Here is a 26,850-nt window from a genome sequence, read left to right as displayed (position 1 = left end):
GCACCGGGCTGGGCGAGGTCTGGCGCTGCGCCAGGCCGTCTCCAGGCCGTCCGACGACGACCAGCCTTGACTAACACTGGCCGACGTCACGAGCGTTTGCCTAGGTCACGACGGGTGAGTACGGTGTCCACCAGCACCTCATCAAGACCACCTTCAGTTGGTCCCGTACTGTTGCTTGAGCGTCAGGTAGTCGCCGAGCCCGAGCCCGCGGTACGCGGTGGAGCAGTCCGGCAGCCCGTCGGTCATGGTGAGTGCCGAGTGCTGGGCGTATGCCACGTGCCCGAGCCCGAACACGTGCCCGAACTCGTGCGTGATCGTGCCCTCCAGGTCCCAGCGGTTGCTGCACGCCGGCGGGGTGTTGAGGAAGAACAGGCCCTCGGTGTCGTCGATGAGGATGTCGGCCTCGACGCTGCGGCCGTTACCCTTGCCGCCGAACCACCAGATGCACGTGACCGCGAGTAGCCCCTGGTTGAGCGGGCCGAACGACACCGCGTTGTGCCCGTCGCGCTCGCCGCACCCGCCGGAAGGGGTGACGCCGGCGACGTGGTCGGTCTTGCCGGCGTAGGACTCGGAGATGCCGAGGTTCTCCGGCAGGCCGCAGTCGTTTCGCCCGATGTCCACGGTGTAGGCCGCGCTGCGCAGTGAGTTGACGACGGCGGTGCGGTCGCCGAGGTACGCCGGGATGGTCTTCTCGTTCACCCGCCATTTGAACGCGTCGCGCCAGCGCATCCCCAGCCACGTGCCCGCCGGGTCCGCGCAGCGCCCGCCGTCCATGGCCGCCTCGGCCGGCTGTCCGGTCGGGGGCCCCGGGATCACGATCGCGAACCGGGCCGTCTGCATCGTCATGGGCGGTTCGCCCACCAGCCAGGCGGCGCAGAGCACGAGCGGGATCAGGGCCCGCAGTACCGTCGCCGCGAGACCAGTGTCGATCTTCGGCACAGACCCATTCTGGTCCGCATCGCCCCTGGCAGGGGTGACTTTCGGCAAATGCGCCCAAGACGCCATGGTGCTCAGGTTCCCGCCGGCGACGCGTCGACACCCGTCCGGAACCCGGCTGTCGGGTGATCGTCGCGTGTCCTCCGGGCGGCGACGGGACAGACCCGTTCGATCACGATCCGTCATAGTTTGGCTACACCAAGTACGAATCCTGGGGGTTCTGCATGAAGGATCTGCTGGCCAAGCGTTACGGGGACCGGGGCGCGGCGACGCTGGACGTCAGCCTCGCCGCCATCCTGCTGGGGATCACCCTGGTTGCCGCGGTCACGCTGGTCGGCGGCGCCTGGTAGTAGTCTCGGCGCCCGTGAAGGACGCGCTCCTGCTGTCCACCGAGGCGCTGGTGGAGGCCCCGAAACGCTTCGTCCGCGAGGCCCTGCGCATGCGCGACGGCCATGAGATCGACTGGTACTACGTGGACACGCCGCCGAGCGTCATGGTCGTGCCCGTCACGGCGGCGGGTGATGTGGTGTTCGTGCGGCAGTATCGGCACAACCTGAAGCTGGACACCCTGGAGCTTCCGGCGGGTCTCATCGCGGAGGGGGAACCCCCGTCGGCGGCCGCCCTGCGGGAACTGACCGAGGAGACGGGCTACACCCTGACCGGGGAGGGTTCTCTGCACGATCTCGGCCGCTACTACGCGTTGCCTTCGGAGACGAACAAGTACGTCCACGTCTTCCTGGCCACGCCGGTCCACCAATCCACGGCGCCGACGGGCGACACGGAGATCGAGCGCTACTTCGACATGAGCACGACGACGATCCCGTTCGCCGTGGCCCTGGAGGAGGTGGGCCGGACGATCCACGGCCTGGAGACGGCAGCGGCCCTGCTCCTGTCCCGCCGCCTCCTCTAGGGTGCCGAACCTTCCCCGCTACCGTGGCCGCATGGCCGGCAAAGCGGCCGGGCACACGCTGGGCGTCGATGACCGTCCTCTCGTCCCTCACCCAGGAATCCGCTGTCGCGCACTACCGCGGTGCGCTGGGCGGTGCCGCGTGGCCGGTCCGGGACCCGGGCGGCCCGAGCAACCTGCTCTGCGCCGATCGCCGGATCAACGGCCAGCAGGTCCGGTTCATCCTGAACACGGCCGGCCCGGCGTCATACGTCGCCGAGTTCAGCTTCCAGCCGCATCAGCAGGATTCGGCTGCGCCCGGTGACCCGCGGGGAAGGCGGTAGACGGTAGTGGACACCTTCGGCTACGGCAACCAGATCGTCGGGGCCGCGACCTTCATCGCGATGGCCATGCCCGGCGGCCTGGAGGCGTTCGCCGAGGACGTCGCGCACGAGGAAGAGAGGTGGGATCGGTCCACAACGCTTGGCGCCGCAATCGTTCGCGGCGGTAACCTCTGCAGGAGACTGCATAGTGAGCCAGGAAAGCATCCAGGAGCCAGGGCGCGGTGATCATGCGCTACCAACCGATGACCATTGCCGACCTCGCCGTTCACCTGGCTCGTCAGGCCGATGAGAAGACCCGATGGAAGCACGTCTGGGCGTTCCTGGAGGAGTACCGCTGGGAGCCGGCCGGGCGGCAACCTGCCCTTCTCCAGGAGGAACCTGCTCCGACCGGCGACGAACAGTGGGACGCCCTCCTGGCCGCCTTGGCGGAGCATCTCGCCGCCCGGCTCGACCAGGCGCCGCCGCAATGGTCGCGGTCCCGGGTGCTTGCCACCGCGTGGTTCCCGTCGTCGCTGCCGTCCAAGCGTATGGAAGCCCTGGTCTGGGCGCCTGCCGCGTTCCGCAAGCACGGCGTCTACCTGTCCGCTCGCGACCTTGAAGCAGCATGAGCCACGACGGACTCCTCGGTCGAGCGGAGCTCGAGCGGGCATTCGCCGCCTTGGGCGATCGGTTGGTTCGGCGAGGAGTGGTTGCCGACCTCTTCATCGTCGGCGGCGCCGCGACGGCCCTCGCGTACGACGCGAACCGGTGACCCGCGACGTCGATGCCACCTTCGTGCCACACGGCGTTGTCCTGGAGGAGGCACGAAACGTGGCCGAGGCGATGGGGCTGCCGCCGTGGTGGCTGAATGAGCAGGCCAGCACCTACGTCTCTACGCAGCAGGACGACGGCAAGCGCGAGGTGTTCGACCACCCCGGAATCCGGGTCATGGCGGCGTCTCCGGAACACGTCTTCGCCATGAAAGCATTCGCGGCCCGCAGCCGCGATGAGGACGACTTGCGCACCCTCGCCGACATTATCGGCATCAGCACCATCGACGCCGCGCTTGAACTTTGCGAACGCTTCTTCCCCGCCGAGCCGTTGCCGCCCAGATCGCGGGCGATGCTGGAAGATCTTCTCGGCGTGGGAAATCGCTGATCACACGACGTGCGGGACATCTGTGCGGCGGTGTTGGCCGGGGAGTGGGCACTTCGGCCACGGATCGGCGCTCTCATCGAGGATCGTGGGCGCTCAGCGGCCGCCGGGGCCCTGGTCGAGATCTGGACAGCACGACCGGCTACCGGCGCTGGCATGGCCACTTTTCCGCCATGCCAGCGGACGGATATGCGGGATGACCACACGAACCCGTCCCTGTCCTGGTCTCGACCCGAGACAGGCGGGTTCGCGTGTATCTTCGGTTGCTCGGGCGAGATCAGTTGGCGGGCTTGCCGAACCAGCGGGCGAGGTGGTCGTCCAGGTCCTGCTGATCGTCGCCGATCCAGGCGACGTGGCCGTCGGGGCGTAGCAGGACGCACGGAGCATCCAGTGCCGCAGTGGGATCCGCGAGGTAATCGACGCGGTCTGACCAGCCGCCGACGGTCAGGCGTTCGGTGCGGTCCAGTAGCAGGCCGCGGCCGCGATGCAGCAGGCCGTAGAGGTGGCCCTGTTTCACGTCGATGTCGCGCAGGCGGCGGCCGAGCAGGTCGGGGCCGGCGCCGAAGTCGTAGCGGATGCCGATCGCGGTGATCTTCTCGATCAGATAGCGGTTCACCTCGTCGAAGTCCATCAGTTCGGTGAGCAGCCTGCGTACGGCCTGCGGGCCCGGTTCGCCTGCCAGCAGTTCCATCTGGGCGCGGGTGTTGTCCAGCACGTCCTCGGCGACCGGATGACGTTCGGCCTGGTAGGTGTCCAGCAGTGTTCCCGGCGCCCAGCCGCGGATCTGTGCGGCCAGTTTCCAGCCGAGGTTGAATGCGTCCTGAACGCCCAGGTTGAGGCCCTGTCCGCCGATCGGTGGATGGATGTGTGCCGCGTCGCCGGCCAGCAGCACCCGCCCGACCCGATAACGTTCGGCCAGCCGGGTGGCATCGCCGAAGCGGGACAACCAGCGCGGGGAGTGCACGCCGAAATCGGTTCCGGCGATGGCGCGCAGCTGTTGTTGGAAGTCCTCGAGGGTGGGCGGTTTCGCGCGGTCGCTGACCCCGGCGGCGGGGACTACGACGCTGTAGACCCCAACGCCTGCGGGCCGGAGCCAGAATCGATGATGGGGCTCGCGGATTTCGGTCATCTTGGCGGCGATCTCCTCCTGCGGCACGCCCACTTCCATCTCGCCCATCAGCGTCTCGGTCCGCGCGGGCTCGCCGGGGAAGCCGACGCCGAGCAGTTTGCGCACCGTGCTGCGCCCGCCGTCACAGCCGACGAGATAGCGCGAACGCAGCTGTTCCCCGTCGGCCAGTTCGACGGTCACACCGTCGTCGTCCTGCTTGAAATCGGCCACCGCACAACCGCGCCGGACCTGCGCCCCCAGTTTGATCGCATGCTCTTCGAGCAGGTGAACGATGACCGGCTGCGGGATGCCCAGCAGATAGGCGTGCGCGGAATCCAGGCCCTCGGGCGCGGGTTTGCCGATGGCGGCGAAGAAGCCGCCGGCCGGACGCTGTCTTCCGCGTTCGTGAATGCGCTCCAGCAGCCCGCGCATGGCCATCAGCTCGATACTGCGAATGTGCAGACCGACGATGCGGACGAACGACACGGGCTCGGTTTCCTTCTCCAGGACGAGAACCCGCACGTCGTGCAGCCGTAGTTCGGCGGCCAGCATCGCACCGGTCGGCCCGCACCCGGCAATGATCACGTCGAACATGAGGGGCGCGCGCTCGGCGCCAGAGGCTGGCGACGGCTCGGCGGTGAACTGAGAGTGCATAGGTGTTGCCTTTCGGGAGTGCCTGGTTGGCGAGGCGCTCCCGGCGACACCTACGTCAATCGCCCGACCGTGACCGGCAGGGGGAGCACCCACATCGATACAGCGTTCATGGGTCTCACCTCCTCGAGCCGTGTCACGGTCAGCTGCAAGCTACAAGCCCGAGCATCATCCCGTCCAGTCCTTTACCGGCCACGTGATCACGACACGGCGACGTGGAGTAGTGGGTGTGTCCGCCTGGGTGGTTTTGCCAAAAGTTGGCGTTTCGTACAGTAAACAAAGTTAAACATTTGGTTGTTCGGGGTGTTTGGGTAGCACACACTGGGCGTTCCGAGACCCGTCCGCCAGCGGGAGATGCCCATGTTTCGATTGAAGGTTCAGCCGCGCAGCAGGGTGCTTGCCATTGTGGCCGGTGCGCTGCTCGTCGTGGGGATCAGTACCGCGCCTGCCTGGGCGCAGCAGCAACAGCAGCAGGGGCCGCCGGACCCCACGATTCCGGCCAACGACTCCGCCCGGGGGCTCGTCTACGACGGGTTCAAGGTCGGCGCCGGGCGCTGCAAGGGGCTCTTCGAGCTCAAGTCCGTCGCCGGGGCCTGCACGCACGGGCCCGACGCCGCCTTCGCCGGCACCGACGTGAAGCAGTCCGTCGCGCCGCTGTCGTCCGTCGCGGCGGCGCCGCTCAGCGTCGTGTGCGACGGGGACGGGCAGAGCGGCAACCGGGTGCAGGTGCTCTACATCCACGGCTCCGGCAACGCCGACCGGTACAGCCAGTATGTCGCCTCGATCCGGACCTGGACGGCCGGCGTCGACGACATCTACAGCGCCAGCGCGGCGCAGACCGGCGGGGTGCGGCACATCCGGTTCGTCACCGACTCGAGCTGCCAGATCTCGGTCACCAACGTGGCCATCGCCAACAGCGCCCTGGGCGACTTCGGCAACTCCGTCAATGCGATCAAGGCGCTGGGGTACAACCGGACCGACCGCAAGTACCTCATGTACGTCGACGCCACCGCGCTGTGCGGGGTCGCGTACGTGACCATCGACGATCGGCCGGGGCAGGAGAACTACAACAACTCCGGTGCCAGCTTCAGCCGGGTCGACTCCGGCTGCTGGGGGTCCGGGCCGGCGGCGCACGAGCTCACGCACGCCATGGGCGCGGTGATGAGCAGCTCGCCGAACCATACCGCGTACGGGCACTGCACCGACGACTACGACATCATGTGCTACAACGACGGGCCCGGCACCGTGCTGCGCGTGGTCTGCACCGACCAGGCGCAGGACAACCGGCTCGACTGCAACAAGAACGACTACTTCAACACCAACCCGCCGGCCGGGTCCTACCTGGCCACGCACTGGAACACGGCGAACAACAAGTTCCTGCTCGCCAGCGGCGGCGGGTCGAAGACCGGGCCCGTGACGTTCGTGCAACTCGGCAAATGCATGGACGTCAGCAACGCGGGGACGGCCAACGGCACGAAGATCCAGATCTGGGGCTGCAACGGTACCGGCGCGCAGCAGTGGTCGTTCCCCGGTGACGGGTCCGTGCGGGCGCTCGGCAAGTGCCTGGACGTGACGTCCGGGGCCACCGCGAACGGGACCAAGCTGCAGCTGTACGACTGCAACGGGACCGGCGCCCAGCAGTGGACCTACGTGTCCGGCAGCCAGGCGCTGCGCAACCCGCAGTCCGGCCGGTGCGTGGACGATCCCTCCAGCAGTACGACCGACGGGACCCAGTTGCAGCTGTGGGACTGCAACGCCACCAACGCGCAGCGGGTGACGATTCCGGCGTAGGAACGAGCGATAGTACGGCCCGGTCCCAGGGGGAGGGACCGGGCCGTCGTTCTGTGCGCCTACGCGGCGTCGACCGAGACCAGCAGGCCCTGGTTGACGGCGGCCATGAGCGCCTGGGAGCGGTTGTTCACGCGCAGCTTGCTGTACAGCCGGGACACGTACGTCTTGACGGTCGCCTCGGAGACGCTCAGGCGCTGGGCGATCGTGGGCAGGCTCAGCCCGTCGCGCATCAGCGACAGCACCTCCTGCTCGCGCTGGCTGAGCAGGCCGGTCTGGCCGCGGCGGCGGGACAGGGCCGAGGACAGGCCGGGCGCGGTGAAGGAGTGCGGCGCGACGGCGGCGTGGCGGATGGCGGCCAGGACCGACGAGATGGGGGCGGCCTTGGTGACGTACGCCGAGAGGCCCGCGTCCAGCGCCCGGTAGAGCAGGTTGTCGTCGCTGACCGCGCTGAGCAGCACCACGCCGAGGTCCGGGCTCGGGGTGCGCAGGCGGCGGGCCAGGGAGATGCCGTCGGTGTCGGCGAGCGACGCGTCGATGGTGACGACGTTCGCCTGCGTCTCGGCGACGACGCGCTCGGCCTCGGTCGCGCTGCCGGCCTCGCCGACGAGGGTGATGTCGGGAACGGTGGCCACGACCCGGCTGAGACCGAGACGGAGAAGGACGTGTTCGTCGACGGCGACCAGTCGGATCGTCATCAAGGCTCCTAAACGAGGTGTGGCCTGGGCGTTTACCCCTGCCCGAACAGCGTCGCAGCGGGCCGCGGCGCCCCGCCAGACGCTGCAATGGCCTTGCGCTCGTCGGCACCCGTGCTGCACCGAAGGACAATCGGACACCGGATGACACACGTCCCGTTCTAGGCTGGAATCCATGTCCGATCTGGTGACACGGGTGCGCGAGATCTGCCTGGCGATGCCGGGCGTCACGGAGCACGTCAGCCACGGCACGCCGCTGTTCAAGCGCGGGCGGAAGGCCTTCGTCCAGGTCTGGCCGGACGGGCATCACCAGAACCGGTTCCCGCACCTGTGGTGCGCCGCGCCGGAGGGCGTGCAGGAGCTGCTCGTCGCGCAGGACTCCACGGTGTACTTCCGGCCGCCCTACGTCGGGCACCGCGGCTGGGTCGGCGTGGACCTCACCGCGCCCGACTGGCAGGACGTGGAGGAGCGGATCGACTCGGCGTACGAGACGGTCGGATGACTACCGCACGGTGACTCGTGGTCGCAGCGGCCGGGGAATCGGGCGCTCAGCGGGCCGGAAGGGCGATGCGGACGGTCACCCCCGGCCGGTCGACCGACGTGACCATGCTGCCGCCGTGCCGTGCGGCGATCTCGCGGCCGAGCATGAGGGCCAGCGCGCCGGTGCGGTGCTCCTCGGGCCGCTCCGGGTGCGGGATGCGCATGGACAGCAGTCGCTCCGCGGTCAGGGAGGTGCCGGTGGCGGCGGTCACGACGACGTGCCAGCGCCCGGCGGCGTGCTCCGCGGTGACCTCGGCGGGGCCGGTGAGCGCCACGACCTGGACCGCGGTGTGGAACAGCTCGCGCAGCAGGGGGCGATCGCCCATGAGGTCGGGGCCCGGGGCGACCGTTCGCGGTACACCCGGGAAGTCCAGCAGTTCCGAGACGCGTAGCGGGGCCAGGTCCAGGGGCACCTCGTCCGTCTCCAGGTGACTGAGCAGGAGCAGGTCGGCCACGATGACCTGCATGTGCTCGGCGTTGCGCCGGATCACGCCGATCGCGGCCTGCCGGTCGGCGGGCGTGAGCGGGACGGACTCGTCGGCTGACTCGAGCATCGTCGCGAACGTGACGATCGACGTCAGCGGGGTGCGCAGCTCGTGCGACGCGACCCGGATGAACTCCGTGCGCAGCTGGGACAGGTCGGCGGCGCGCGGTTCGTCAGGTGATCGGTCTGCTGTGTCAGGCGATCGCCGGGATGGTACGTCAGCCATCGGCACTCGCTCGGTCCTCCGGAAACGTTACAGGACATGTCATTACATTGCGTAGGATATGTGTGTACCGACAGTAAGCGACAAACGCCGCCATCACTGTCGGCGAGGAGTGCTTTGCGTGGAGAGACCGACCGCCTGGTCGACACCGGCCTGATCGAGGACGCCGTGGTCGACCTGGTGGTGCGTGCGGCGAACGCGGCCACGGTGGTGGACGCGCAGCGGCTCGTGTCCGAGTTGCGGGGCTTCTCGGGCGTGCGCTCGGCCGACATCCTGCCCGCCCTCGCCCCGGTCGTCGGCGCGATCGACCTGCTGGAGCGGTTGCCGGTCGGCCCCGCGCAGTGGGGGCAGGAGCTGCGGGTCGAGTTCAGCGCCGAGCCCGCCCGTGCCGAGCTGCTGCCGGCCGCCGCCGAGATCGCCGCGGCGGCCGACCGGGCCCTGGCCCAGCCGTGCCGCCCGGTGCCGCCCCCGTCGATGCACGGCTCGCCGCTGGCGTGGGCGCTCACGGCCGGCGCCCGCGGGCTGATCCTCATCGTCGACCCGGCCCGCGGCTGGAGCGCGCTGTCCGACTCGTTCACCACGGTGCTCGGCTACGACCGGCACCGCCCGCCCGACTTCCGCCTGCTCGACATCGTGCACCCCGACGATCGCCCGGCGGCCGTCGCGCTGTTCCTGGCCTGCTGCGCCGGGCGGTCGCCGGAGTACTCCCTGGACCTGCGGGTGTGCACCGTCAACGGCCGCTTCCGAACCATCGAGATCGGCGCCCGCAGCTTCGTCGACGACGCGGACGTCGGCGCCGTCGTCTTCTACGGCCTCGACGTCACCGCCCAGCGCGAGGCCGAGCGGACCGCCCGCATCGAGCAGCAACGCCTGGCCCGGCTCGTCGAGACGATGGACGACGGGCTGCTCATGCTCGACGACGAGCGCCGCGTGTGCCTGGCCAACCGGGCCGCGCACCGGCTGCTGGACACCGGGGTGCTGGAGGTCAGTCCCGAGCACGACCCCGACGACGCCGAGCCGCTGGACTGGCCCCAGGTCATCGCGCGCACCATCGCCCGGCTCGGCCCCGACACGGGCCGCCTCGACCGGCTGCGCGCCGGCATGCGGGCCCGCCGCGCCGTCATCGGCGAGGAGCTCGCGTTCGAGGACGGGCGTGTGCTGGAGATCGATCTCGTGCCGGTGACGGGGCCGGCCGGCCCGGGCGGTACCGATGGGGGAACGCTCGTCCACCTGCGTGACGTCACCGCCCGCGTGGCCGTCCGGCGGGGCCTGGAGGAGCGCAGCCGCGGCCTGGAGGAGCGCAACCAGGCGCTGGTCGAGGCGACGGCGCTCAACAACGAGTTCATCGCGAGCGTCTCGCACGAACTGCGCGGCCCGCTGTCGTCGGTCGTGGCGTTCTCGCACCTGCTCGGCGACAGTACGAGCGGGGATCTGTCGGAGGACCAGCAGACGTATCTGTCCGTCATCGACCGCAACGCCAACCGCCTGCTGCGCCTCATCGAGGACCTGCTGCTGCTGTCCCGCCTCGAGGCGCGCACCCTGCAGCTCAAGCCGATGCTCATCCGGCTGCCGGAGCTGCTGGGCGTCGCGGTCGCCGAGCGTATTCCGGCGGCCCACGCGGCCGGCATCGGGCTGACCCTGGATTGCGCGGACGGCCCCGAGATCGTCTGCGACGACACCCGGGTCCACCAGGTCGTGGACAACCTCGTGAGCAACGCGGTGAAGTTCACGCCCAGCGGCGGCCAGGTCACGGTCAAGGCCTGGCCGGGCCCGGACGGCGACGGCTGGAGCGTCTCCGTCGCCGACTCCGGGGTGGGCATCCCGGCCGCGGACCTGCCGCGGCTGTTCAGCGCGTTCTTCCGCGGCTCCAACGTGACCGCGGCCGTCGGGCGGCAGGTCATGCCCGGCACTGGTCTCGGGCTGCTCGTCAGCCGGGCCATCGTCGAGTTACACGGCGGCAGCATCAGCGTCGCCAGCACTGAAGGGGTCGGCACGACGGTCACGCTGTCGTTGCCCACGCGACCGGCACGAAATGGGGGATGATCGTGAGCCGACTTCTCGTCGTCGAGGACGATCCGGATATCGCCATGGCGCTGCGCCTGCTGCTGACGCGGGCGGGGCACCAGGTCGCACACGCCAAGGACGGCCGTACGGGGCTGCGGGACGCCTACACCGAGCGACCGGAGCTGGTGATCCTGGACATCGGCCTGCCGGGGATGGACGGCTGGCAGGTCCTGGAGCGTCTCCGCGACGTCAGCGACGTGCCCGTCCTGCTGCTGACCGCGCACGGCCAGGAGTCCGACAAGGTCCGCGGCCTGCGCGGCGGTGCCGATGACTACCTCACCAAGCCGTTCACCAACGCCGAGCTGGTCGCCCGGGTGGAGGCCCTGCTGCGGCGCAGCGCCGGGCCGGCCTCGTGGGCCGACGAGGTGTACGACGACGGGGTCCTGCGCATCGACCCGGCGGCCCGGCGCACCTTCGTCGCCGGGGACGAGGTGCGCCTCACCCCGACCGAGTTCCGGCTCCTCAACGTGCTGGTCCGGCACGCCGGGGCGGTGCTGTCGCCGAACCAGCTGCTGGCGCAGGCCTGGGACGATCCGACGGGGATCGGGCCGGAGCGGGTGAAGTTCGCGGTGCTGCGGCTGCGGCGGAAGCTGGGCTGGACCGACCCGGACGCCTCGCCGATCGAGTCTGTGCGCGGGTTCGGGTACCGCTACCGGCGGCCGGTCATGGATCGCGCGGAGTAGGGTGATTTATCGCGATAAGTCGGGCGTTGTGCCGGGCGAGCGCGGCGCGCCGCCCGGCTGCGCCCGCCGCCCGTGGCGCGGCCGGTCCAAAGCGTCGCGGCGCCGTTGCGCCGGAGCGCGATCCAGTGCGCCGCCCGGCTGCGCCCGGCCGCCTGTGGCGCGGTCCGGTCCAAGCGCCGAGGCGCGGTCGCCCCGGAGCGGGATGCTGCGCGCCGCCCGGCTGCGCCCGGCCGCCTGTGGCGCGGCTGGTCCAAGCGTCGCGGCGCCGTCGCGCCGGAGCGCGATGCTGCGCGCCGCCCGGCTGGGCCTGCCCGCCCGTGGTGCGGCCCGGTCCAAGCGTCGAGGCGCCGTCGCGCCGGAGCGCGATCCAGTGCGCCGCCCGGGTGCGCCCGGCCGCCTGTGGCGCGGCTGGTCCAAGCGTCGCGGCGCCGTCGCGCCGGAGCGCGATGCTGCGCGCCGCCCGGCTGGGCCTGCCCGCCTGTGGCGCGGCCCGGTCCAAGCGTCGAGGCGCCGTCGCGCCGGAGCGCGATCTTGACGTGCCGTCGAGCGGCCATATCGGGATTTATGGCGTGTCGGGCGAAAAGTCCGAAATGTCGCGGTGCGGAGCGCCCGACATTTCGAGCCGCGGCGGCGGGTGGGGAACCGAGCCGCACCCCGGCGGGAACGTCGGGCGCGACCCGCGGCGACCAAGCTTGAGCAGTACGAAGCCACGACACCCGAAATGAGTGCCGAATGATCGACCTCTCCGCTGACGGTCACGTCCACACCGCGTTCTCGTCCGGTCGCGACAGCGTCAGCGTGCTCGTCGCCGCGGCCGAGCAGGCCGGCCTCACCGAGCTCACGTTCGCTGATCGCGTCGGGCCCGACACGAGCTGGCTGCCGCCGTACCTCTCGGCGATCCAGCGGGCCCAGCAGCGCACCGACCTCGTGCTGCGCCGCGGTGTCGAGGTCGAGGCGATCGGCATCGACGGCTGGCTCGCGTTCCCGTCCGACCTGAGCGGGCTTGAGGTCATCTCCGTCGGGCTCAACCGGCTGCCGCTGCCGGCCGGGCTGCTCAGCCCCGATGCCGTGCGGACCCGGATCGACGACGGCACGATGCGCGCGCTCGACGTCATCGACCAGGTCGTGACCGTGACCGGGCTCGCCGTGGAGCGGGTCTCGCGATACGCCCCGACGCGCCTGGCCCGCCCGCTGGACTTCCTGACCCGGGCCGGGATCGACGAGGCCGCAGTGCCGGACACGGCCATCGCCGAGCTCGTCGAGGCCTGCCGCGCCAACGGGACCGTGGTGGAGATCAGTGAGCGGCACCGGCTGCCGGGGCTGCGCCTGGTGCAGGCGTGCCTCGACGGCGGCGTGCGCCTCGCGGCGGCCAGCGACGCGGTGCGGGCGAGCGAGGTCGGCTACTACCGGTACGTCCGCGAGACCGCCGCGGCCGTGTCGCAGTCGGCGGCCGCCGCGTAACCCCGCGCCACCGCGCCTCGGACCCGCCGTGGGTTCCCCGGAAACCGGCGAATCCCGGCGGGTCCGGCAATTAGCATCAAGATGTGCCGAAGGATCGCGAACTCGTCCTCGTCTCACTTCTGCAGGAGGCGACCCGGATCGCGAACGAAGCCGATGACCTCCGCGACGCCGGGCTGCCGGTCATCAACGCGGTGTGCGCGGCGACCGGCTGGCCGGTGGGGCACCTCTGCCTGCCCGACGAGCGGGACCGGCGGGTGTTCGTCTCCACCGACGTGTGGCACGAGGACGTGCCGGGGGAGTTCGCCGAGCTGCGCAAGGCCAGCGAGGACGTGCGCTTCCCGTTCGGCAGCGGGATCGTCGGGCGCGTCGCGAAGACCGGGCGGCCACAGTGGATCGCCGACCTGAGGACGGAGACGAGCCTCGTCCGGCCCTTGGTCGACCGCGCCGGGTCGGCGATCGCGTTCCCGGTCTCCGCGCGCGGGATCGTCGCCGCGGTGCTGGAGTTCTTCACCCGGGAGCCGGTCGAGCCGGACCAGGGGCTGATGGAGATCATGGCCGACGTCGGCATCCAGCTCGGCCGGGTCGCCGACCGGATGGCCGCGCGGCAGGCGATGATGTTCGGCTCGCGGCGGCTGCAGCGCATCCTCGACAGCTGCATCGAGGCGTTCGTCGCCATGGATGAGGGCGGCATGATCACCTCCTGGAACGCGGCCGCAGAGAAGGTCTTCGGGCTGTCCAAGGAGGAGGCGATCGGGCGGCGGCTGGCCGACACGATCGTGCCGCCGCGGTTCCGCGAGGCCCACCATCTCGGCGTCGGGCGCTTCCTCACGACGGGGGAGAAGCGGTTCCTGGAGAGCCGGATCGAGATCAGCGCGTGGCACGCCAACGGCTACGAGTTTCCCATCGAGCTCGCCGTCTGGGCGGTCCAGGACCCGATGACGGGCTGGACGTTCAACGCGTTCGTGCACGACATCACCGACCGGAAGCGGACCGAGGACGCGCTGCGCCACGCGTACGAGCACGAGCGCGAGGCCGTCGCCCGGCTGCGCGAGCTCGACGTGGCCAAGAGCGACTTCGTGGCCACGGTCTCGCACGAGTTCCGCACGCCGCTGACCAACGTGATCGGGCACCTGGAGGTGCTCACCGCCGGCGACGCGGGGCCGCTCACCCCGGCGCAGACGCGCATGCTCGGCGTCATCAGCCGCAACTGCGACCGGCTGCGCGCGCTGATCGAGGACCTGCTCACCATCTCGAAGGTGGAGGCCGGCGTCTTCGATCTGGAGTTTCGCGAGACCGACCTGCACGAGGTGCTCGCCGCCGCCCGCGCGGCCGTCGAGCCGCGGGCCAAGCGGCGCGGGCACCGGCTCGTGCTCGCCGCCGAGGGGCCGCTGGGCACCGTGGCGGCCGACCCCGAGCAGCTGCGGCGGGCGCTTTCGAACCTGCTCGTCAACGGCGTCAACTTCACCCCGGACGGCGGGCTGATCGAGCTGACCGCGCGGATCGACGGCGACCACGTGGAGATCAAGGTCCGCGACAACGGCGTCGGCATCGACCCGGACGAGCAACCGCGGCTGTTCACGCGGTTCTTCCGCGGCACGTTCGCGGTTCGCGAGGCGGTGCAGGGCGCCGGGCTGGGCCTGGCGATCACCAAGACGATCGTGGAGGGCCACGGCGGCGAGATCGCCGTGGACAGCCTGGCCGGCCACGGCACGACGTTCACGATCCGGATTCCGCGCGAGCGTCCTGTCTGGCTCTAGACTCCGGCGGCTCCGGCGGCTTCGCCGCGAAGGGCTGCGTCTGTACCGTCTGGAAGCCCGTCCTCGTCATCTCGCCCCACACGTGCTTGCCGCCCCGGATCGCCGACCACATGCCCATGACGCGCCACAGCGCCGTGATCTGCCGGTAGCCGACGTTCTCGAAGATGGATGCGAGCACCGAGGCGACCAGGTCCGTCCACCGGTGGTAGCGGTGGAACGAGTACTCCTCGACGGTCAGCGCCACGAGGTTGAGCAGCAGCGCGTAGCCATAGGCGACGGCGATGAACATGAGCGCGAAGCGGGCGTCGACGGCGCCGGCGTAGAGCCCGAGCGGGACCAGGATCAGCCCGGCGAGCTCGATCACCGGCGCCAGCAGCTCGAACAGCACGTAGTACGGCATGGCGACGAGGCCGATCCGGCCGTACCGCGGATTCAGGATCATGCTCTTGTGTTTCGACAGGATCTCGGTGATCCCGCGGTGCCAGCGGCGGCGCTGCTTGCTCAGCACCCTGAACGTGCTCGGCGCCTCGCTCCACGACACCGGCTCGGCGACGAAGACGATCCGGTAGTCGCGCTTCTGCCGGCGCAGGTGCTTGTGCAGGCGCACCACGAGCTCGGCGTCCTCGCCGATGCAGTCGTGCGCCAGGCCGCCGACCTCCACGAGCAGATCGCGGCGGAAGATGCCGAACGCGCCGGAGATGATGAGCAGCCCGCCCAGCCGGGACCAGCCCGTGCGCCCGAGCAGGAAGGCCCGCAGGTACTCCACCACCTGCACCCGTGGCAGCCACTTTCCCGGCATCCGCACGTCGACGATGCGGCCGGCCACGACGGTGCAACCGTTGGCGATCCGGATGACCCCGCCCGAGGCGACCGTGCGCACCGGGTCGTCGGAGAAGGGCTTGGCCACGCTCAGCAGCGCCTGCGGGTCGAGGATGGAGTCCGCGTCGACCATGCAGACCAGGGGGTACTGCGCGACGTTGATCCCGGTGTTGAGCGCGTCGGTCTTGCCGCCGTTCTCCTTGCGCACCACCACGAGCGGGTCGGGCCGGTCCCGGGGCACGTGGATGGAGACGATGCCGCCGCGGGTGGGTGTCGCGTCCGGCACCACCCGGGGCACCTCGACGAGCCCGAACTCCTCCCGCAGCCGCTCGAAGGTGTCGTCGCTGGAGCCGTCGTCGATGACGATGACCTCGAAGACGGGGTACCGCAGCGCGAGCATCGCCTGGACCGACTGCACGATGCCGGCCGACTCGTTGTAGGCCGGCACCAGGACGGAGACGGGCTCGGTGAGCGGGCTGCGGTACGTCTCCTCGTGCCCGGCGAAGGGGACCCGGCGCAGGTGGTGCACGAACTCGGCGCTCGCCAGCACGATCAGCACCAGGTAGCTGCTGTTGATGACCAGGAAGTACGTGAGGATGAAGACATCCGTCACGGTGAGCAGCTGCCGTACCCACTCCGCCATCACAGCGCTGTCCTTGCTTCTGGCATCAGAGCACCTATTGCTTCCGCTTGTCGTCCAGTTCGGCCGCCGCGAGGGCCTCGCGGGCGTGGGCGGCGCCGAGCAGGACGCCGGGGTCGGGCTCCTCGTGCGGGTCGGCGCTGTGGCGGGGGCGCACGTGCGCGCGGTGCTCGGCGGCGACCAGCGCGGCCCGGCCGGCGTTGCCCAGCCGCAGCAGGGAGCGGGCGGCGTTGTGGGCGACGGCGTACTCGGGGTCGGCCAGCAGCGCGGTCAGGGCCGGGGCGGCGGTGACCGCGCCGAGCTCGCCCAGAGCGCGGGCGGCCTCGGCCCGCAGTACCGCCGGATGCTGCGGCTCCAGGGCGTCCATCAGCGGCGCGAGCGCCGTGCGCGTGCCGAGCCGGCCCAGGGTGCGCGCGGCGGCGGTCCGGACCTCCATGGCCGGGTCGGCGCGCAGGGCGCTCTCCACTCGGACCGTCGCGCCGGCCGCGCCGATCAGCCCGAGCACCTCGGCGGCGGTGGCCCGCACGGGGGAGCGGGGATCGTCGAGCGCGGCCAGCAGGGCGCCCTGGGCGGCGGTACCGAGGCGGGTCAGCGCGGTCGCGACGACGTGCGCGGGGATCGGGCGGCGGCTGGGCAGCGTGGCCAGCAGCGGCTGGGTGGCGCCGGCGTCGCCGATGCGGCCCAGCGAGCGGGCGGCGACCACGCGCACGTCGGCGTCGGGGTCGCCGAGCAGCTCGCACAGCGGCAGCAGCGAGTCTTTGCGGCCGAGGTTGCCCAGCACCTCCGCGGCCCGCGCCCGGGCCACCGGGTCGCGCCGCTTGAGCCGGCGGCGGGCCCGCCAGGCGGCGCCGCGGCGCTCGAAGACGTCCACGAGCGCGGCATGCGCCTCGCCGCGGACCTTGCCCAGCAGGGCGATCGCGTTGGGCTCGACCGCGAGCCACACGTCGTCGGGCAGTCGCACGAGTTCCTCGATCGGCGCGGGATCGTCGTCGCCGGCGGCGATCGCGAGCAGCAGCTGCCGGGCGGGTTCGGCCAGCCGGGCCCGCCGGGCCTCGCGGGCGCGGCGCACGGTGCGCCCGCCGACGATGAGGCCGCCGAAGACGAGCGCGGCGAAGAGCATGACGAACAGCGCCACCAGGGCGGCGCCGGCCAGGGTCACGTGCGCATGCGGGCCAGGACCGCCTCGACCCGGCTCACCAACTCCCGCGGGCTGAAGGGTTTGACGATGTAGTCGTCCGCGCCGGCGCCGAAGCCGACCTCGACGTCGCCCTCCTGGGCGCGGGCGGTGAGCAGGATGATCGGCAGGGCCTTGGTGCCCTGCTCCTGGCGCAGCTGGCGGCACACGTCGATGCCCGACATGCCCGGCATCATCACGTCCAGGACCACCAGGTCCGGCGGGTTCTCGGTGGCCGCGGTGAGCGCGGCGAGGCCGTTGTCCACGGCGACCACGTCGTAGCCCGCCTGCTCCAGCTTGAAGGCGACGAGGTCCCTGATGTCCATGTCGTCGTCGGCGACCAGGATCGCGGTCATAGGTCCGCTCGCTCCTCTCAACTGGTGTGAATTTCAGGATATGCGGGATTTGATGGTGATATCCGCCAGATGGCGAAAGGGCGCCGGCCGTTCGGCCGGCGCCCTTGGCGCGCGTCGGGTCAGAGGGGCTGCTGGGGCGCCGGCCGGGTGCGCGAGGCCCGCTCGGGCGCGTGGTGCATCCCCAGGTTGCCGTTGGTGGGCATCGGCTGCGCGGGGCGCTCGTTGGCCGCGTGGCTCGTACCGGAGGCCGAGGCGATGCCGCGGGGGACGCTCGCGGGGCCGGGCCGGGCGCCGGGCATGTTCGCCGGCGAGGGCTTGATCTCGCGGGTCGATGCGGTGGACGACGTCTTCGTCGCCGACTCCTCGCAGAAGCGCTTGAAGCCCTTGAGGTCGGCCTTGAGCCGGCGGTTGAGCACCTCCACGGCGTGCTCCTCGGCCGGCATCAGCTCGCGCGCGTCGATCTGCAGCTCGGCGATGATCCGGGTCATGTCGCCGGCCATCGGCTCCAGCCGCAGCGCCTCGCTGACCTGCGGGCCGTCCATCGCCTCCCAGCACAGGAACTCGTCCGTGCGGCGCTCGGTGATGCGGGCGTCGAACTCGGCCCGGTTGCCGCCCAGGTCGAGCACCATGTGCGCGGTGGAGGCGTCGATCGGGGACATGCTCATGACGCCGGACATGAACTGCGGATAGTTCTCGAAGCGGGTGAGCTGCTCGTAGGCCACTGCCACCGGTACGGCCACCTCGATCGATTCTCTGGCGGTACTCATGGTGGTCCCCCTTGCCGTCGGAGCTGATGTTGGTCACACCGTACGGCGGATTTGTTCGGATTGAGGGGGATTTGCGGGATAAAACGAAGGCCCCCGCCGGAACCCGGCAGGGGCCTTCTCGTCGCGGTGCCGCGATACGTCAGACGGTCAGCGTCCAGCCGGTCAGGGTGCCCTTGTCACCGCGGAAGACGTCCTTGGCCTGCAGCGTCCAGGTGCCGGCGCGGACCTCGGAGGACAGGTCGACCGTGTACGTCACGGTGGTGAAGGCCACGTCGTCGCCCGAGACCGAGCTCTTGAGCTTGTAGCCGGTGCCGTCCGGCGCGATCAGGTCGATGCGCAGGTCGCCACGGTCGGCGTGCTTGATGGAAACCTTGACGGTGGCGGTCTTCGAGGCGGTGCCGGCGCACTTCACGGTGACCTTGCTGGAGGCGGTGCCCGGGTCCGGGATCGCGACCGCCGTGGTGCTGGTGACCGCGGCGCAGGTGGCCGGGGTGGTGGGCGTGGTCGGGTTCGTGGTGGGCGTGGTCGGGTCGGTCGTCGGCGTGGTCGGCTCGGCCGGGGTGGTGCTGATCAGCGAGGTGGTGTTGAGCAGCTTGTTCGGCGAGCCGCTGCCAGCGCTCTTGACCACGCCGTTGGTGGCGCCGGCGACGAGCGCGTCGCGGACCTGCTGCGGGGTGGCCGCCGGGTGGCCGGCCAGGTACAGCGCGGCCGCGCCGGTGACCTCGGGGGTCGCCATGGAGGTGCCGCTCATGCGCTGCGTGCCGGTGTTCGACGCGTTCGAGCTGGAGGTGATGTTCACGCCCGGCGCGAAGAGGTCGAGGCAGTTGCCGAAGTTGGAGAAGCTGGCGCGGGTGTCGTTGGCGTCGGTGGCGCCGACGGTGATCGCCTCGGGCAGGCGGGCCGGCGACTTGCTGCAGGCGTTGGCGGAGTCGTTGCCGCCGGCGACCGCGTAGGTCACGCCGGACGCGATCGACTTCTTCACCGCGTTGTCCAGGGTAGTGCCCGCGGCCCCGCCGAGGCTCATGTTCGCCACGGCCGGCTTCACCGCGTTCTTGGTGACCCAGTCGACGCCGGCGATGATCTGCGAGTACGAGCCGTTGCCGGAGCAGTCCAGCACGCGCACCGCGACGAGCTTGACGTCCTTGGCCACACCGTAGGTCTTGCCGCCGACCGTGCCGGCGACGTGGGTGCCGTGGCCCTGGCAGTCGCTCGCGTCGCTGTCGTTGTCCACGAAGTCGTAGCCGGAGCGGGCGCGGCCGGCGAACTCCGAGTGGGTCAGGCGGACGCCGGTGTCGATGATGTACGCCGTGACGTTGCTCGCCGGGCCGTACGTGTAACTGTTGTCCAGCGGCAGCGCCGCCTGGTCGATGCGGTCCAGGCCCCAGGTGGCGGAGGTCTGCGTGGCCTCGATGGAGACCATGCGGTCCTGCTCGACGTACTGCACCGCGGGGTCGGCCGCGAGGCGGCGGGCCGCGGCGGCGTTCATGCGGCCGGAGAACCCGCGCACCGCGCTGTCGAACCGGTCCTCGATCCGGCCGCCGACCTTGCCGGCCAGCGCGTCCGAGGTCGTCGTGCTGCCGTCCTTCATGACCACGATGTAGCGGTCCTTGATCACGCCGGCCGCGTCCGTGCCCTGCACGGTGCCCTCGGCCGGGGCGGCGGAGGCGGCGGAGCCGAAGGTGAACGCGGTAGCGGCCGCGGCGGCGGTGCCGAAGACGATTCCGGTAATGGCGCGACGGGCGATGTTCTTCGTCATTATGTCTGCATCCCTTTACGGTAGCCGGCATATCGTTGCGTCATTTGATTTGCCGTATCTCGGTGGCGCATTTCCTTGCTGAGATAACAATGCGGCGCGCCGGTGGCGCGCCCGGGACCCCACCGGTAGCGGGGCGGTTGCCGCGATGCTTTTCGCGCTCGCGGCCCCGCGTTGCCGCCGGTTGCGAAACGGGTGAGCACGGCGAAGGCCGCCTGGGCAGAGCCCAGACGGCCTTCGCTCACCGGGGGGAACCGGGTATTACAGCTTGACGTTGAAGCGCGGGTCGGCGGCGATCTTCTGGAAGCCGGCGAGCGCCTCCGGGGTGTCGTCCATGCGGATGTCGTGGCCGCTCTGGTCCTTGGCGGTCTCGAAGTACACCAGGCCCTTGATCTGGGGCATCTTCGCCAGCTGCGGGAGCACGGTGGCGTACACGGCGGCCTTGTTCTTGCCCTGGACCGTCGCCGACGAGTCGTAGACGCCCCACTCGGCGACCATGATCGGCTTGGCCGGGTGCTTGGTGGTGGCCCAGTTGTAGAAGCCCGGGAACTTCGGGTCGTTGGTGCGGTTCATCAGGTAGTTGAAGTCGCCGTAGTGGAAGCCGCCCGGCTGCGCGTTGTTGTACGTGTCCACGCCGACCCAGTCCACGACGTCGTCGCCGGGGTACAGGTCGCCCCACCACGAGGTGTTGTTCCACTTCTCGTAGTTCATGTACGCCACGACGAACACGGCGTTGTTGACCCCGTCGGCCTTCAGGCGCGTCACGGTGTGGCGGAACATGGCCGCGTAGTCCTTGGCGGTCTGGCCCGAGCCGGCGGCCGGGTTCACGTCGTTCTCCGGCTCGTGGTGCAGCACCATGAAGAACGGCTTGGTGGCGAAGTTGGCCTTGAGGTAGGTGGCGAGCCGGTCGATGCGCGCGTCCTGGGCTCCCTTGGCGACGTTGGCCCACGTGGTGCCGTAGCCGACCTTCCAGTTCAGCATCAGGGTGCGCGGGTTCGCCGGGTCGTTGGTCATGGCGATCTCGGCCTTGGTCGGGAAGAGTTCGTCGCCCTTGTGGTACGTGTGGTAGATCGTCGATGTCCGGCCGCTCTTGGCCTCGAACGTCTTCAGGGCCTCATCGCGCGGCACGTCGGAGAAGCCGCCGGCGGCCGCGCCCCACAGCACGCCGCAGGACGGGACGAGCTTGGCGTCCACCTTGCACTCGGCCGGGCTCGTCGGCTCGGTCGGCGCCGGTGTGGTCGGCTGGGTCGTCGGCTGGGTCGTGACCGGTGTGGTCGGCTTCGTGCCCTCCACCGGCTTCGTCGCGACCGGGCGGGAGACGGTGACGTCCAGCGAAGGCTGGCCGGTGCTCGCCTCGGCCGAGCGGAAGCGGGCCGGGGTGTTGGCGACGGTCGAGGTCACGGCGAAGGTGTACGTCCCGGCGCCCTTGACCACGGAGCTCACGTCGAACGTCACCGCGTTCGCGGTGGCGGCCGGCTTCGCGGTGGCGACGACGCCGCCGAGCTTCGGAGCGCTCTTGCCCGACAGTGACGCCTCGGTCCACGCGGTGTCCGCGACGCGGCTCAGCGACAGCGAGCCCGGCAGGTTCTTCGCGTCGCGGGTCAGCGTGACCTTGGCGCCCTTGACCGTGGCCCCGGTGCCGGGGGCGGCGACCTTGAACTTGAAGAAGGCGACCATGGTGTCGCCGCCCTGGCGGCCGGCGACGACCGTCGGGGAGGAGCCGAAGTTGTACGTCGGGCGGGCGCTGGAACTGTAGGTGTCCTCCGCGGCGCCCGAGCGCACGACGTCGGTCGTCTCCGCAGCGGCGGCGGCACCGCTGTGAACGGTGGTGCCGAATCCGGCACCGATGGCGAGCGCGGCGATCGGCATCATCTTGCGGGCATTGCGGCGAATCATCTATTCAAAGCCCTTCCGTGGCTGGTGAAATCCGGTGGAGCGGGTTTTGCCTCCGGCGTTGTCATCCGGACCTCCACAAGATTCGGCAGCCCCGGTTACGGCCCTGGTTCGCCGGAAGTTGCCGTTGGGGTGTCTGCCCGCCGGCCGTTGTGTCCACAGTGGACTTCGCGTGCGGGGGCCACGCTCAGCCCCGCGATCGGCGCCCCGGCCGGGCGCCTGGTGTCGAAACGTTGCCGAGCGGGTATGTGAACTGCCCGCGTGATGCATCAGACGAACGGGCGGAACCGGCAACCGACAAGCGACCGAAAGCCAACGCTTCCGAACTAGGCGCGCAAATCCGGCGAACGTAGTGTTGGCCGAGTAAGCCGCAACACCTCCAAACTGGACACCTCTCACCCGTCGCGACCTCGAGGAGACTGAGATGACCCCGATGCTGATCTCGCGCCCGGCCGTTCACGTCGTCCCCGAGCTGGCGGGGGAGCGCTGCGACAGCTGCGGCGCGGCCGCCAAGCTGACGGTGACCTTCGGCAACGCCGGCGAGCTGGCCTTCTGCGGCCACCACGCCAAGAAGTTCGCGGACCGTATCGCCGCGACGGCCGACAAGGTCGTGGTGGAGTCCGGCTTCGAGTGGCGCAACTGAGTCTCTGGTCGTTTGCTTTGTGGCGCCGCGGCGATCTTCGCCGCGGCGCCACACTGCTGTTGTCGCGGTTTGTCGCGATAAGTCGGGCGCTCCGCGCCGCGACTGACCGGACTTAGAGGCCGCGCAAACAGGTCAAGATCATGGGCGGGGCGTTTGTCCCATCGGTGCAGGGTTCACGTCTGCCGGATCGGGCTATGTGGCGTGGTGATGGTGTCGGCGAGGTGAAGGAACGCGTTGATGACGCGTGCTGTGCGTTGGTAGCTGTTGTGCGAGGGAGTTCGTCCGCTCGACGTGCCATCTCCGGCTCGCCTGGATGGGCGCTTTGTCGCCTTTGTGGGTGGTTTCGCCGTTCAGGGTTCGGGCGGCCGGAACCTCGTGGGTGGCCGCCGGGTCGTCGCCGGTGTCCCAGATGCGCCGTCACCTGCTGGGGCGGCGGATCGGACGCGTCTGGTGTGTCGGGGGTTGGTCCCAGCGGCAGTGGTGGATCGTGTCGGTTCGCGCCGGCCGGGACCCGGTCCTGAGGGATCCCTGTACCCTCGACCGTGTTGGGGCGTTTTATCCCATGTTTGCCCCGGTTGGCCGGGGACCGGCCGGGGACCTCACCGCCGCCGGGAGCTTTGGTGGTGCATCCGTCCACGGCGATGTCCTCCCGGGCCGGGCTGACAATCTGTTGACCTCACATGGGCAGCGTTCGATGAGGCCTGCCACGGCGGGGGCGTCGGCGTTGTCGAGCCGTTTTGTCGTCTGCCTTTGGTCCAGGTTTCCTGCGTCAAGCACCACGACACCGGGGCGAGTACCGCAGTGACCCGGCGCGGTGATCGGGTGCCCGTGTATTCGGTATGTTCGTGGCCGATGACCCAGCTTCCGTCGCGTTGGGTGGCAAGCCTCGACGCGGTGTGTGCGTGCACCATTTGACATTTCGCCGGCTGTGCGGGGCGGCGGGTCGGGCTGGATTCTGGGAGAATGAATGCATGGGGCAGTTGCAATTGTTTTGCAAGTCTGAATTGGCTGCCATGCGTGACCGGACCAGGTCGCGTCGTTATTCTGCGGCGAATGAGGAGTTCCGTCGGGAACATGCTCGGCATCGCGCGTGGGGTCTCGCTCAACGACATGCCGAGAAACTCCGCCGAATACGTGCGAGCACCTCGCCGGCAAGCGTGGCTGCCGACGGCCGGGAAGACGCAGTGAACGAACCAGCCACCCCGGCTCCCGCCACAGCCACGGCCCCGGCTCCCGCCACAGCCGCAGCCACGGCCCCGGCTCCCGCCACAGCCGCAGCCACGGCCCCGGCTCCCGCCACAGCCGCAGCCACGGCCCCGGCTCCCGCCACAGCCGCAGCCACGGCCCCGGCTCCCGCCGCAGCCACGGCCCCGGCTCCCGCCGCAGCCACGGCCCCGGCGCGACGCACGACCCCGGCATGGCCCAGCCACAACCCCGGCACCGCGCATGGCCACGGCCACGGCCACGGCCACGGCCACGGCGCAGCCGCCGACCAAGGCCCCAGCCAGGACCTCGGCACCGCCGGCCAAGGACAGGGCCTCGGCACGCCAGCGGCGGAAACACCGCCAGCGGCGGAAACACCGCCAGCGGCGGAAACACCGCCAGCGGCGGAAACACCGCCAGCGGCGGAAACACCGCCAGCGGCGGAAGCACCGCCAGCGGTGGAAGCACCGCCAGCGGTGGAAGCACCGCCAGCGGTGGAAGCACCGCCAGCGGTGGAAGCACCGCCAGCGGCGGAAGCACCGCCAGCGGCGGAAGCACCGCCAGCGGTGGAAGCACCGCCAGCGGCGGAAGCACCGCCAGCGGCGGAAGCACCGCCAGCGGCGGAAACACCGCCAGCGGCCGAAGCGCCCGCGCGGCCCGGACCGCCCCGCGATCGATACCGGCCCGGACGACCACACCGCAGTGCGGCACCCGACGTATGGCGCCGGTCAACCCGGCCCCGCCTTGCAGTGCCCACCCGCACCCACCGCATCAGTGCCATCCCGCCGGCCCGTCGGTGCGGCGCGGGCACGCCCGCGAGAATCCGCGCCGGCCCGCCGACGCGACACCGCGAAGCAATACCGGCGAGCATCAGCGCCTGCCAGCACATGAGAACTGTTCCCGGGGAAATCTCACGCACGAAATCCGTCCAGCCCTATCCCAACGGACCACCGACCAGCATTTCCCAGCGCCTCAAGAACGACGACGACGCACGAGGCACGTGCGTCGACAGGCGTGGACCCTGTACCGGTGGGACAAGCGCCCCGGCCCATGATCTTGACCTATTCGCGCGGCCTCTTATCCGTTTTTCCTGATATTGAGCTGTCGTGCGTGCGCCACGCAGGGGGTGGCCGGACATCGCGGCGTCCGGTTGGGCCGCCGCGGGCTCGGCGCCGCCGCCGGACCTTGCCGTACGTCGAACAGGTTGTGCGCCCGGTGTACGTCGCGCCGATCGGGGAAATTCGTGGCGCGAAAGGGGCCCGTGCCGCGTGTTGCCCGCTAAGTCGGAAATATCGGACATTTGACCTATAGCATCGGGGCGTGCGTCGCAAGCCGAGCCCTCGTCCGCGGCGGCCCGGGCTGGTGGGTCGTGAGTGGGCGCCGCGCGCGGCCGTGTGGGTCGCGGGGGCGGCGTTTCTGGCCGCCGTACCGTCGATGGTCCGCCAGTTCTCGTCGGTCCTGGCCGGCGGTGTCGCGCTGGTCGCCGCCGTGGTCGCCCTCGCCCTGGTGCGCCGCCGGTCCCGGCGGCTCGCCTCGTCGCTTGCCCAGTCCTCGGCGCATCGGCGCGGGCTGGAGCGGGCCCTGCGGGAGCGGGCGACCCGCGACCCGGTGACGGGGCTGGCCAATCGGGCCCTGCTCACCGCGGTCCTGCACGGCGTACGCCCAGGGCTCACCGTGGTGCTGCTTGACCTCGACGGGTTCAAGGAGCTCAACGACGAGCTCGGCCACCAGGCCGGCGACGCGCTGCTGGTGCAGGTGGCCAGGCGGCTGCGGGCCGCGCTGCCGGACGCCGACCTGCTCGCACGGCTCGGCGACGACGAGTTCGCGGCGCTGTGGCGCGGCCCGGCCCCGGCGGACGCGGCCGAGCGGGCGCTGGCCCGGCTGCGCCCCGCGTACGAGGTCGAGGGGCGCACGGTGTACCTCACCGGCAGTGCGGGCGTCGTCGTCGCCGACAAGCAGCGGACCTCGGCCGAGGTGCTGCGCGACGCCGACCTGGCGCTGGAGGCGGCCAAGAGCGGCGGCAAGGACCGGATCGTCCGGTTCGACGCGGGGCTGCGCACCGCGGTCGACCGGCAGCGCGAGCTGGCCGCGGGGCTGCGCCGGGCGCTGGACGGTGGCGAGCTGGAGGTGCACTACCAGCCCGTCGTACGCCTGGCCGACGGGCGGATCACCGCGGTCGAGGCGCTGCTGCGCTGGTTCCCGCCGGGCGGCGAGGCGATCCCGCCGGGCGTGTTCATCCCCGTGGCCGAGGCGACCGGGCTGATCGTGCCACTGGGCTGGTGGGTGCTGGAGCGGGCGTGCGAGCGAGCCCGGGAGTGGCACGAGCGCGACGGCGTCGGCCTGACCGTCAACGTGGCCGCGCACCAGCTGCGCGAGCCGGACTTCGTGGAGCGGGTGCGGGGCGCGCTGGCCGGTAGCGGGCTGCCCCCGTCGGCGCTCGTGCTGGAGGTCACCGAGAGCACCCTCGTCGCCGACGCGGACTCGACCGCGCGCCTGGAGCAGTTGCGCGCCGACGGTGTACGGGTGGCGATCGACGACTTCGGCACCGGGTACTCGTCGCTGGCCTACCTCGTGCACCTGCCGGTCGACGTGCTCAAGATTGACCGTACGTTCCTGGCGACCGCGGTCGACACCACGCTCATGCGCGCGATCCTGCAGCTGGCCGGCGGCCTCGGCCTGCAGACCGTCGCCGAGGGCGTGGAGACCGAGGAGCAGGCCGCGACCCTGCGGGCGCTCGGCTGCGAGCACGCGCAGGGGTTCCTGTACTCCCGTCCGGTGCCCCCCGAGGCGCTCGACGCCCTGCTCGCGGGCGGCCTGGAACTCGGTGCGGCCCGGGTACGGTAGCGGG

The 26,850-nt window shown here is 70.8% G+C and carries 24 protein-coding genes; 14 read left to right on the top strand and 10 right to left on the bottom strand.

What is annotated here, in order from left to right; genetic code table 11:
• Positions 1 to 153: 153 nt before the first annotated feature.
• A complete protein-coding gene (locus ACQPY0_RS51190; RefSeq protein WP_432978615.1) occupies positions 154 to 939 on the bottom strand; it encodes a hypothetical protein in 786 nt (261 codons plus the stop codon).
• A gap of 221 nt (positions 940 to 1,160) precedes the next feature.
• Here ACQPY0_RS51190 and ACQPY0_RS51185 point away from each other — a divergent pair, with 221 nt between their 5' ends.
• The 6 genes from ACQPY0_RS51185 (at position 1,161) to ACQPY0_RS51160 (ending at position 3,303) form a co-directional block, all read left to right on the top strand.
• A complete protein-coding gene (locus ACQPY0_RS51185; RefSeq protein ID WP_432978612.1) occupies positions 1,161 to 1,286 on the top strand; it encodes a hypothetical protein in 126 nt (41 codons plus the stop codon).
• A gap of 14 nt (positions 1,287 to 1,300) precedes the next feature.
• The gene (locus tag ACQPY0_RS51180) at positions 1,301 to 1,846 is read left to right on the top strand and encodes an NUDIX hydrolase (protein ID WP_432978609.1); all 546 of its coding nucleotides are present in this window, start codon (positions 1,301 to 1,303) and stop codon (positions 1,844 to 1,846) included.
• 68 nt (positions 1,847 to 1,914) lie between these two features.
• Entirely contained in the window at positions 1,915 to 2,166 is a 252-nt protein-coding gene (locus ACQPY0_RS51175; RefSeq protein WP_432978606.1) for a hypothetical protein, read from the top strand.
• A 6-nt stretch (positions 2,167 to 2,172) separates the two neighbouring features.
• On the top strand, positions 2,173 to 2,391 hold the full coding sequence (locus ACQPY0_RS51170; RefSeq protein ID WP_432978603.1) for a hypothetical protein: 219 nt from the start codon (positions 2,173 to 2,175) through the stop codon (positions 2,389 to 2,391).
• A complete protein-coding gene (locus tag ACQPY0_RS51165; RefSeq protein ID WP_432978600.1) occupies positions 2,388 to 2,774 on the top strand; it encodes a hypothetical protein in 387 nt (128 codons plus the stop codon). The genes ACQPY0_RS51170 and ACQPY0_RS51165 overlap by 4 nt, the downstream gene beginning before the upstream one ends.
• 139 nt (positions 2,775 to 2,913) lie before the next feature.
• Positions 2,914 to 3,303 carry a hypothetical protein gene (locus ACQPY0_RS51160; protein WP_432978597.1) on the top strand — a complete coding sequence of 130 codons (390 nt, stop codon included), beginning with the start codon at positions 2,914 to 2,916 and terminating at the stop codon, positions 3,301 to 3,303.
• 274 nt (positions 3,304 to 3,577) lie between these two features.
• On the opposite strand, the gene rox is transcribed toward ACQPY0_RS51160, so the two are convergent.
• Positions 3,578 to 5,002, bottom strand: a complete 1,425-nt coding sequence (rox, locus tag ACQPY0_RS51155) for a rifampin monooxygenase (protein WP_432978594.1) — start codon at positions 5,000 to 5,002, stop codon at positions 3,578 to 3,580.
• Positions 5,003 to 5,419: 417 nt separating this feature from the next.
• On the opposite strand from rox, the gene ACQPY0_RS51150 reads away from it, so the two are divergent.
• Positions 5,420 to 6,850 (top strand): ricin-type beta-trefoil lectin domain protein, encoded by a 1,431-nt coding sequence (locus ACQPY0_RS51150; protein ID WP_432978591.1) that lies wholly within the window; start codon positions 5,420 to 5,422, stop codon positions 6,848 to 6,850.
• Positions 6,851 to 6,909: 59 nt separating this feature from the next.
• On the opposite strand, the gene ACQPY0_RS51145 is transcribed toward ACQPY0_RS51150, so the two are convergent.
• Complete coding sequence (locus ACQPY0_RS51145; RefSeq protein WP_432978588.1) at positions 6,910 to 7,545, bottom strand: response regulator transcription factor; 636 nt, start codon at positions 7,543 to 7,545, stop codon at positions 6,910 to 6,912.
• 172 nt (positions 7,546 to 7,717) lie between these two features.
• On the opposite strand from ACQPY0_RS51145, the gene ACQPY0_RS51140 reads away from it, so the two are divergent.
• On the top strand, positions 7,718 to 8,044 hold the full coding sequence (locus ACQPY0_RS51140) for an MmcQ/YjbR family DNA-binding protein (RefSeq protein ID WP_432978585.1): 327 nt from the start codon (positions 7,718 to 7,720) through the stop codon (positions 8,042 to 8,044).
• Between the two features lie 46 nt (positions 8,045 to 8,090).
• Here the strand turns inward: ACQPY0_RS51140 and ACQPY0_RS51135 are convergent, their stop codons facing one another.
• Positions 8,091 to 8,792: a sensor histidine kinase gene (locus ACQPY0_RS51135; RefSeq protein WP_432978582.1), complete on the bottom strand. Its 702-nt coding sequence runs from the start codon at positions 8,790 to 8,792 to the stop codon at positions 8,091 to 8,093.
• A 114-nt stretch (positions 8,793 to 8,906) separates the two neighbouring features.
• Between ACQPY0_RS51135 and ACQPY0_RS51130 the strand changes: the two genes are divergently transcribed.
• From ACQPY0_RS51130 to ACQPY0_RS51115, 4 genes are all read left to right on the top strand, one after another.
• On the top strand, positions 8,907 to 10,832 hold the full coding sequence (locus ACQPY0_RS51130; protein WP_432978579.1) for a PAS domain-containing sensor histidine kinase: 1,926 nt from the start codon (positions 8,907 to 8,909) through the stop codon (positions 10,830 to 10,832).
• Positions 10,829 to 11,536, top strand: coding sequence for a response regulator transcription factor (locus ACQPY0_RS51125; RefSeq protein WP_246655778.1), 708 nt, complete (start codon positions 10,829 to 10,831; stop codon positions 11,534 to 11,536). The genes ACQPY0_RS51130 and ACQPY0_RS51125 overlap by 4 nt, the downstream gene beginning before the upstream one ends.
• A gap of 732 nt (positions 11,537 to 12,268) precedes the next feature.
• Positions 12,269 to 12,997, top strand: a complete 729-nt coding sequence (locus tag ACQPY0_RS51120) for a hydrolase (protein WP_432978575.1) — start codon at positions 12,269 to 12,271, stop codon at positions 12,995 to 12,997.
• 83 nt (positions 12,998 to 13,080) lie between these two features.
• Positions 13,081 to 14,754, top strand: a complete 1,674-nt coding sequence (locus tag ACQPY0_RS51115) for an ATP-binding protein (protein WP_432978572.1) — start codon at positions 13,081 to 13,083, stop codon at positions 14,752 to 14,754.
• Here ACQPY0_RS51115 and ACQPY0_RS51110 read toward each other — a convergent pair.
• From ACQPY0_RS51110 to ACQPY0_RS51085, 6 genes are all read right to left on the bottom strand, one after another.
• A complete protein-coding gene (locus ACQPY0_RS51110) occupies positions 14,714 to 16,216 on the bottom strand; it encodes a glycosyltransferase family 2 protein (protein ID WP_432978569.1) in 1,503 nt (500 codons plus the stop codon). The genes ACQPY0_RS51115 and ACQPY0_RS51110 overlap by 41 nt on opposite strands.
• A gap of 34 nt (positions 16,217 to 16,250) precedes the next feature.
• Positions 16,251 to 17,372, bottom strand: a complete 1,122-nt coding sequence (locus ACQPY0_RS51105) for a HEAT repeat domain-containing protein (protein WP_432978566.1) — start codon at positions 17,370 to 17,372, stop codon at positions 16,251 to 16,253.
• Positions 17,369 to 17,743, bottom strand: a complete 375-nt coding sequence (locus ACQPY0_RS51100; RefSeq protein WP_432978563.1) for a response regulator transcription factor — start codon at positions 17,741 to 17,743, stop codon at positions 17,369 to 17,371. Before ACQPY0_RS51100 ends, ACQPY0_RS51105 begins: the two co-directional genes overlap by 4 nt.
• 119 nt (positions 17,744 to 17,862) lie before the next feature.
• Positions 17,863 to 18,510, bottom strand: a complete 648-nt coding sequence (locus tag ACQPY0_RS51095) for an SRPBCC family protein (protein WP_432978560.1) — start codon at positions 18,508 to 18,510, stop codon at positions 17,863 to 17,865.
• Between the two features lie 139 nt (positions 18,511 to 18,649).
• The gene (locus ACQPY0_RS51090; protein WP_432978557.1) at positions 18,650 to 20,266 is read right to left on the bottom strand and encodes a S8 family serine peptidase; all 1,617 of its coding nucleotides are present in this window, start codon (positions 20,264 to 20,266) and stop codon (positions 18,650 to 18,652) included.
• A gap of 258 nt (positions 20,267 to 20,524) precedes the next feature.
• Positions 20,525 to 22,159, bottom strand: coding sequence for a CBM96 family carbohydrate-binding protein (locus ACQPY0_RS51085; RefSeq protein WP_432978554.1), 1,635 nt, complete (start codon positions 22,157 to 22,159; stop codon positions 20,525 to 20,527).
• Positions 22,160 to 22,580: 421 nt separating this feature from the next.
• On the opposite strand from ACQPY0_RS51085, the gene ACQPY0_RS51080 reads away from it, so the two are divergent.
• Entirely contained in the window at positions 22,581 to 22,799 is a 219-nt protein-coding gene (locus ACQPY0_RS51080) for a DUF7455 domain-containing protein (protein WP_432978551.1), read from the top strand.
• A 2,523-nt stretch (positions 22,800 to 25,322) separates the two neighbouring features.
• The gene (locus tag ACQPY0_RS51075) at positions 25,323 to 26,846 is read left to right on the top strand and encodes a putative bifunctional diguanylate cyclase/phosphodiesterase (protein WP_432978548.1); all 1,524 of its coding nucleotides are present in this window, start codon (positions 25,323 to 25,325) and stop codon (positions 26,844 to 26,846) included.
• The last annotated feature ends 4 nt before the right edge of the window (positions 26,847 to 26,850 follow it).

This window comes from Dactylosporangium sp. CA-233914 (assembly GCF_050942935.1).
Taxonomy (GTDB): Bacteria; Actinomycetota; Actinomycetes; order Mycobacteriales; family Micromonosporaceae; genus Dactylosporangium.
Note: the sequence above shows the minus strand (reverse complement) of the source record. Positions and strands in the feature narration are given on the sequence as shown.

Bases quoted from the DNA above. Each gene is read 5' to 3' on its own strand.
- ACQPY0_RS51140 (WP_432978585.1), top strand. From the start codon at position 7,718: ATGTCCGATCTGGTGACACGGGTGCGCGAGATCTGCCTGGCGATGCCG.
- ACQPY0_RS51185 (WP_432978612.1), top strand. From the start codon at position 1,161: ATGAAGGATCTGCTGGCCAAGCGTTACGGGGACCGGGGCGCGGCGACG.
- ACQPY0_RS51135 (WP_432978582.1), bottom strand. From the start codon at position 8,792: ATGGCTGACGTACCATCCCGGCGATCGCCTGACACAGCAGACCGATCA.
- ACQPY0_RS51080 (WP_432978551.1), top strand. From the start codon at position 22,581: ATGACCCCGATGCTGATCTCGCGCCCGGCCGTTCACGTCGTCCCCGAG.
- ACQPY0_RS51085 (WP_432978554.1), bottom strand. From the start codon at position 22,159: ATGATTCGCCGCAATGCCCGCAAGATGATGCCGATCGCCGCGCTCGCC.
- ACQPY0_RS51145 (WP_432978588.1), bottom strand. From the start codon at position 7,545: ATGACGATCCGACTGGTCGCCGTCGACGAACACGTCCTTCTCCGTCTC.
- rox (WP_432978594.1), bottom strand. From the start codon at position 5,002: ATGTTCGACGTGATCATTGCCGGGTGCGGGCCGACCGGTGCGATGCTG.
- ACQPY0_RS51095 (WP_432978560.1), bottom strand. From the start codon at position 18,510: ATGAGTACCGCCAGAGAATCGATCGAGGTGGCCGTACCGGTGGCAGTG.
- ACQPY0_RS51125 (WP_246655778.1), top strand. From the start codon at position 10,829: ATGATCGTGAGCCGACTTCTCGTCGTCGAGGACGATCCGGATATCGCC.
- ACQPY0_RS51090 (WP_432978557.1), bottom strand. From the start codon at position 20,266: ATGACGAAGAACATCGCCCGTCGCGCCATTACCGGAATCGTCTTCGGC.
- ACQPY0_RS51175 (WP_432978606.1), top strand. From the start codon at position 1,915: ATGACCGTCCTCTCGTCCCTCACCCAGGAATCCGCTGTCGCGCACTAC.
- ACQPY0_RS51150 (WP_432978591.1), top strand. From the start codon at position 5,420: ATGTTTCGATTGAAGGTTCAGCCGCGCAGCAGGGTGCTTGCCATTGTG.
- ACQPY0_RS51100 (WP_432978563.1), bottom strand. From the start codon at position 17,743: ATGACCGCGATCCTGGTCGCCGACGACGACATGGACATCAGGGACCTC.
- ACQPY0_RS51110 (WP_432978569.1), bottom strand. From the start codon at position 16,216: ATGGCGGAGTGGGTACGGCAGCTGCTCACCGTGACGGATGTCTTCATC.
- ACQPY0_RS51120 (WP_432978575.1), top strand. From the start codon at position 12,269: ATGATCGACCTCTCCGCTGACGGTCACGTCCACACCGCGTTCTCGTCC.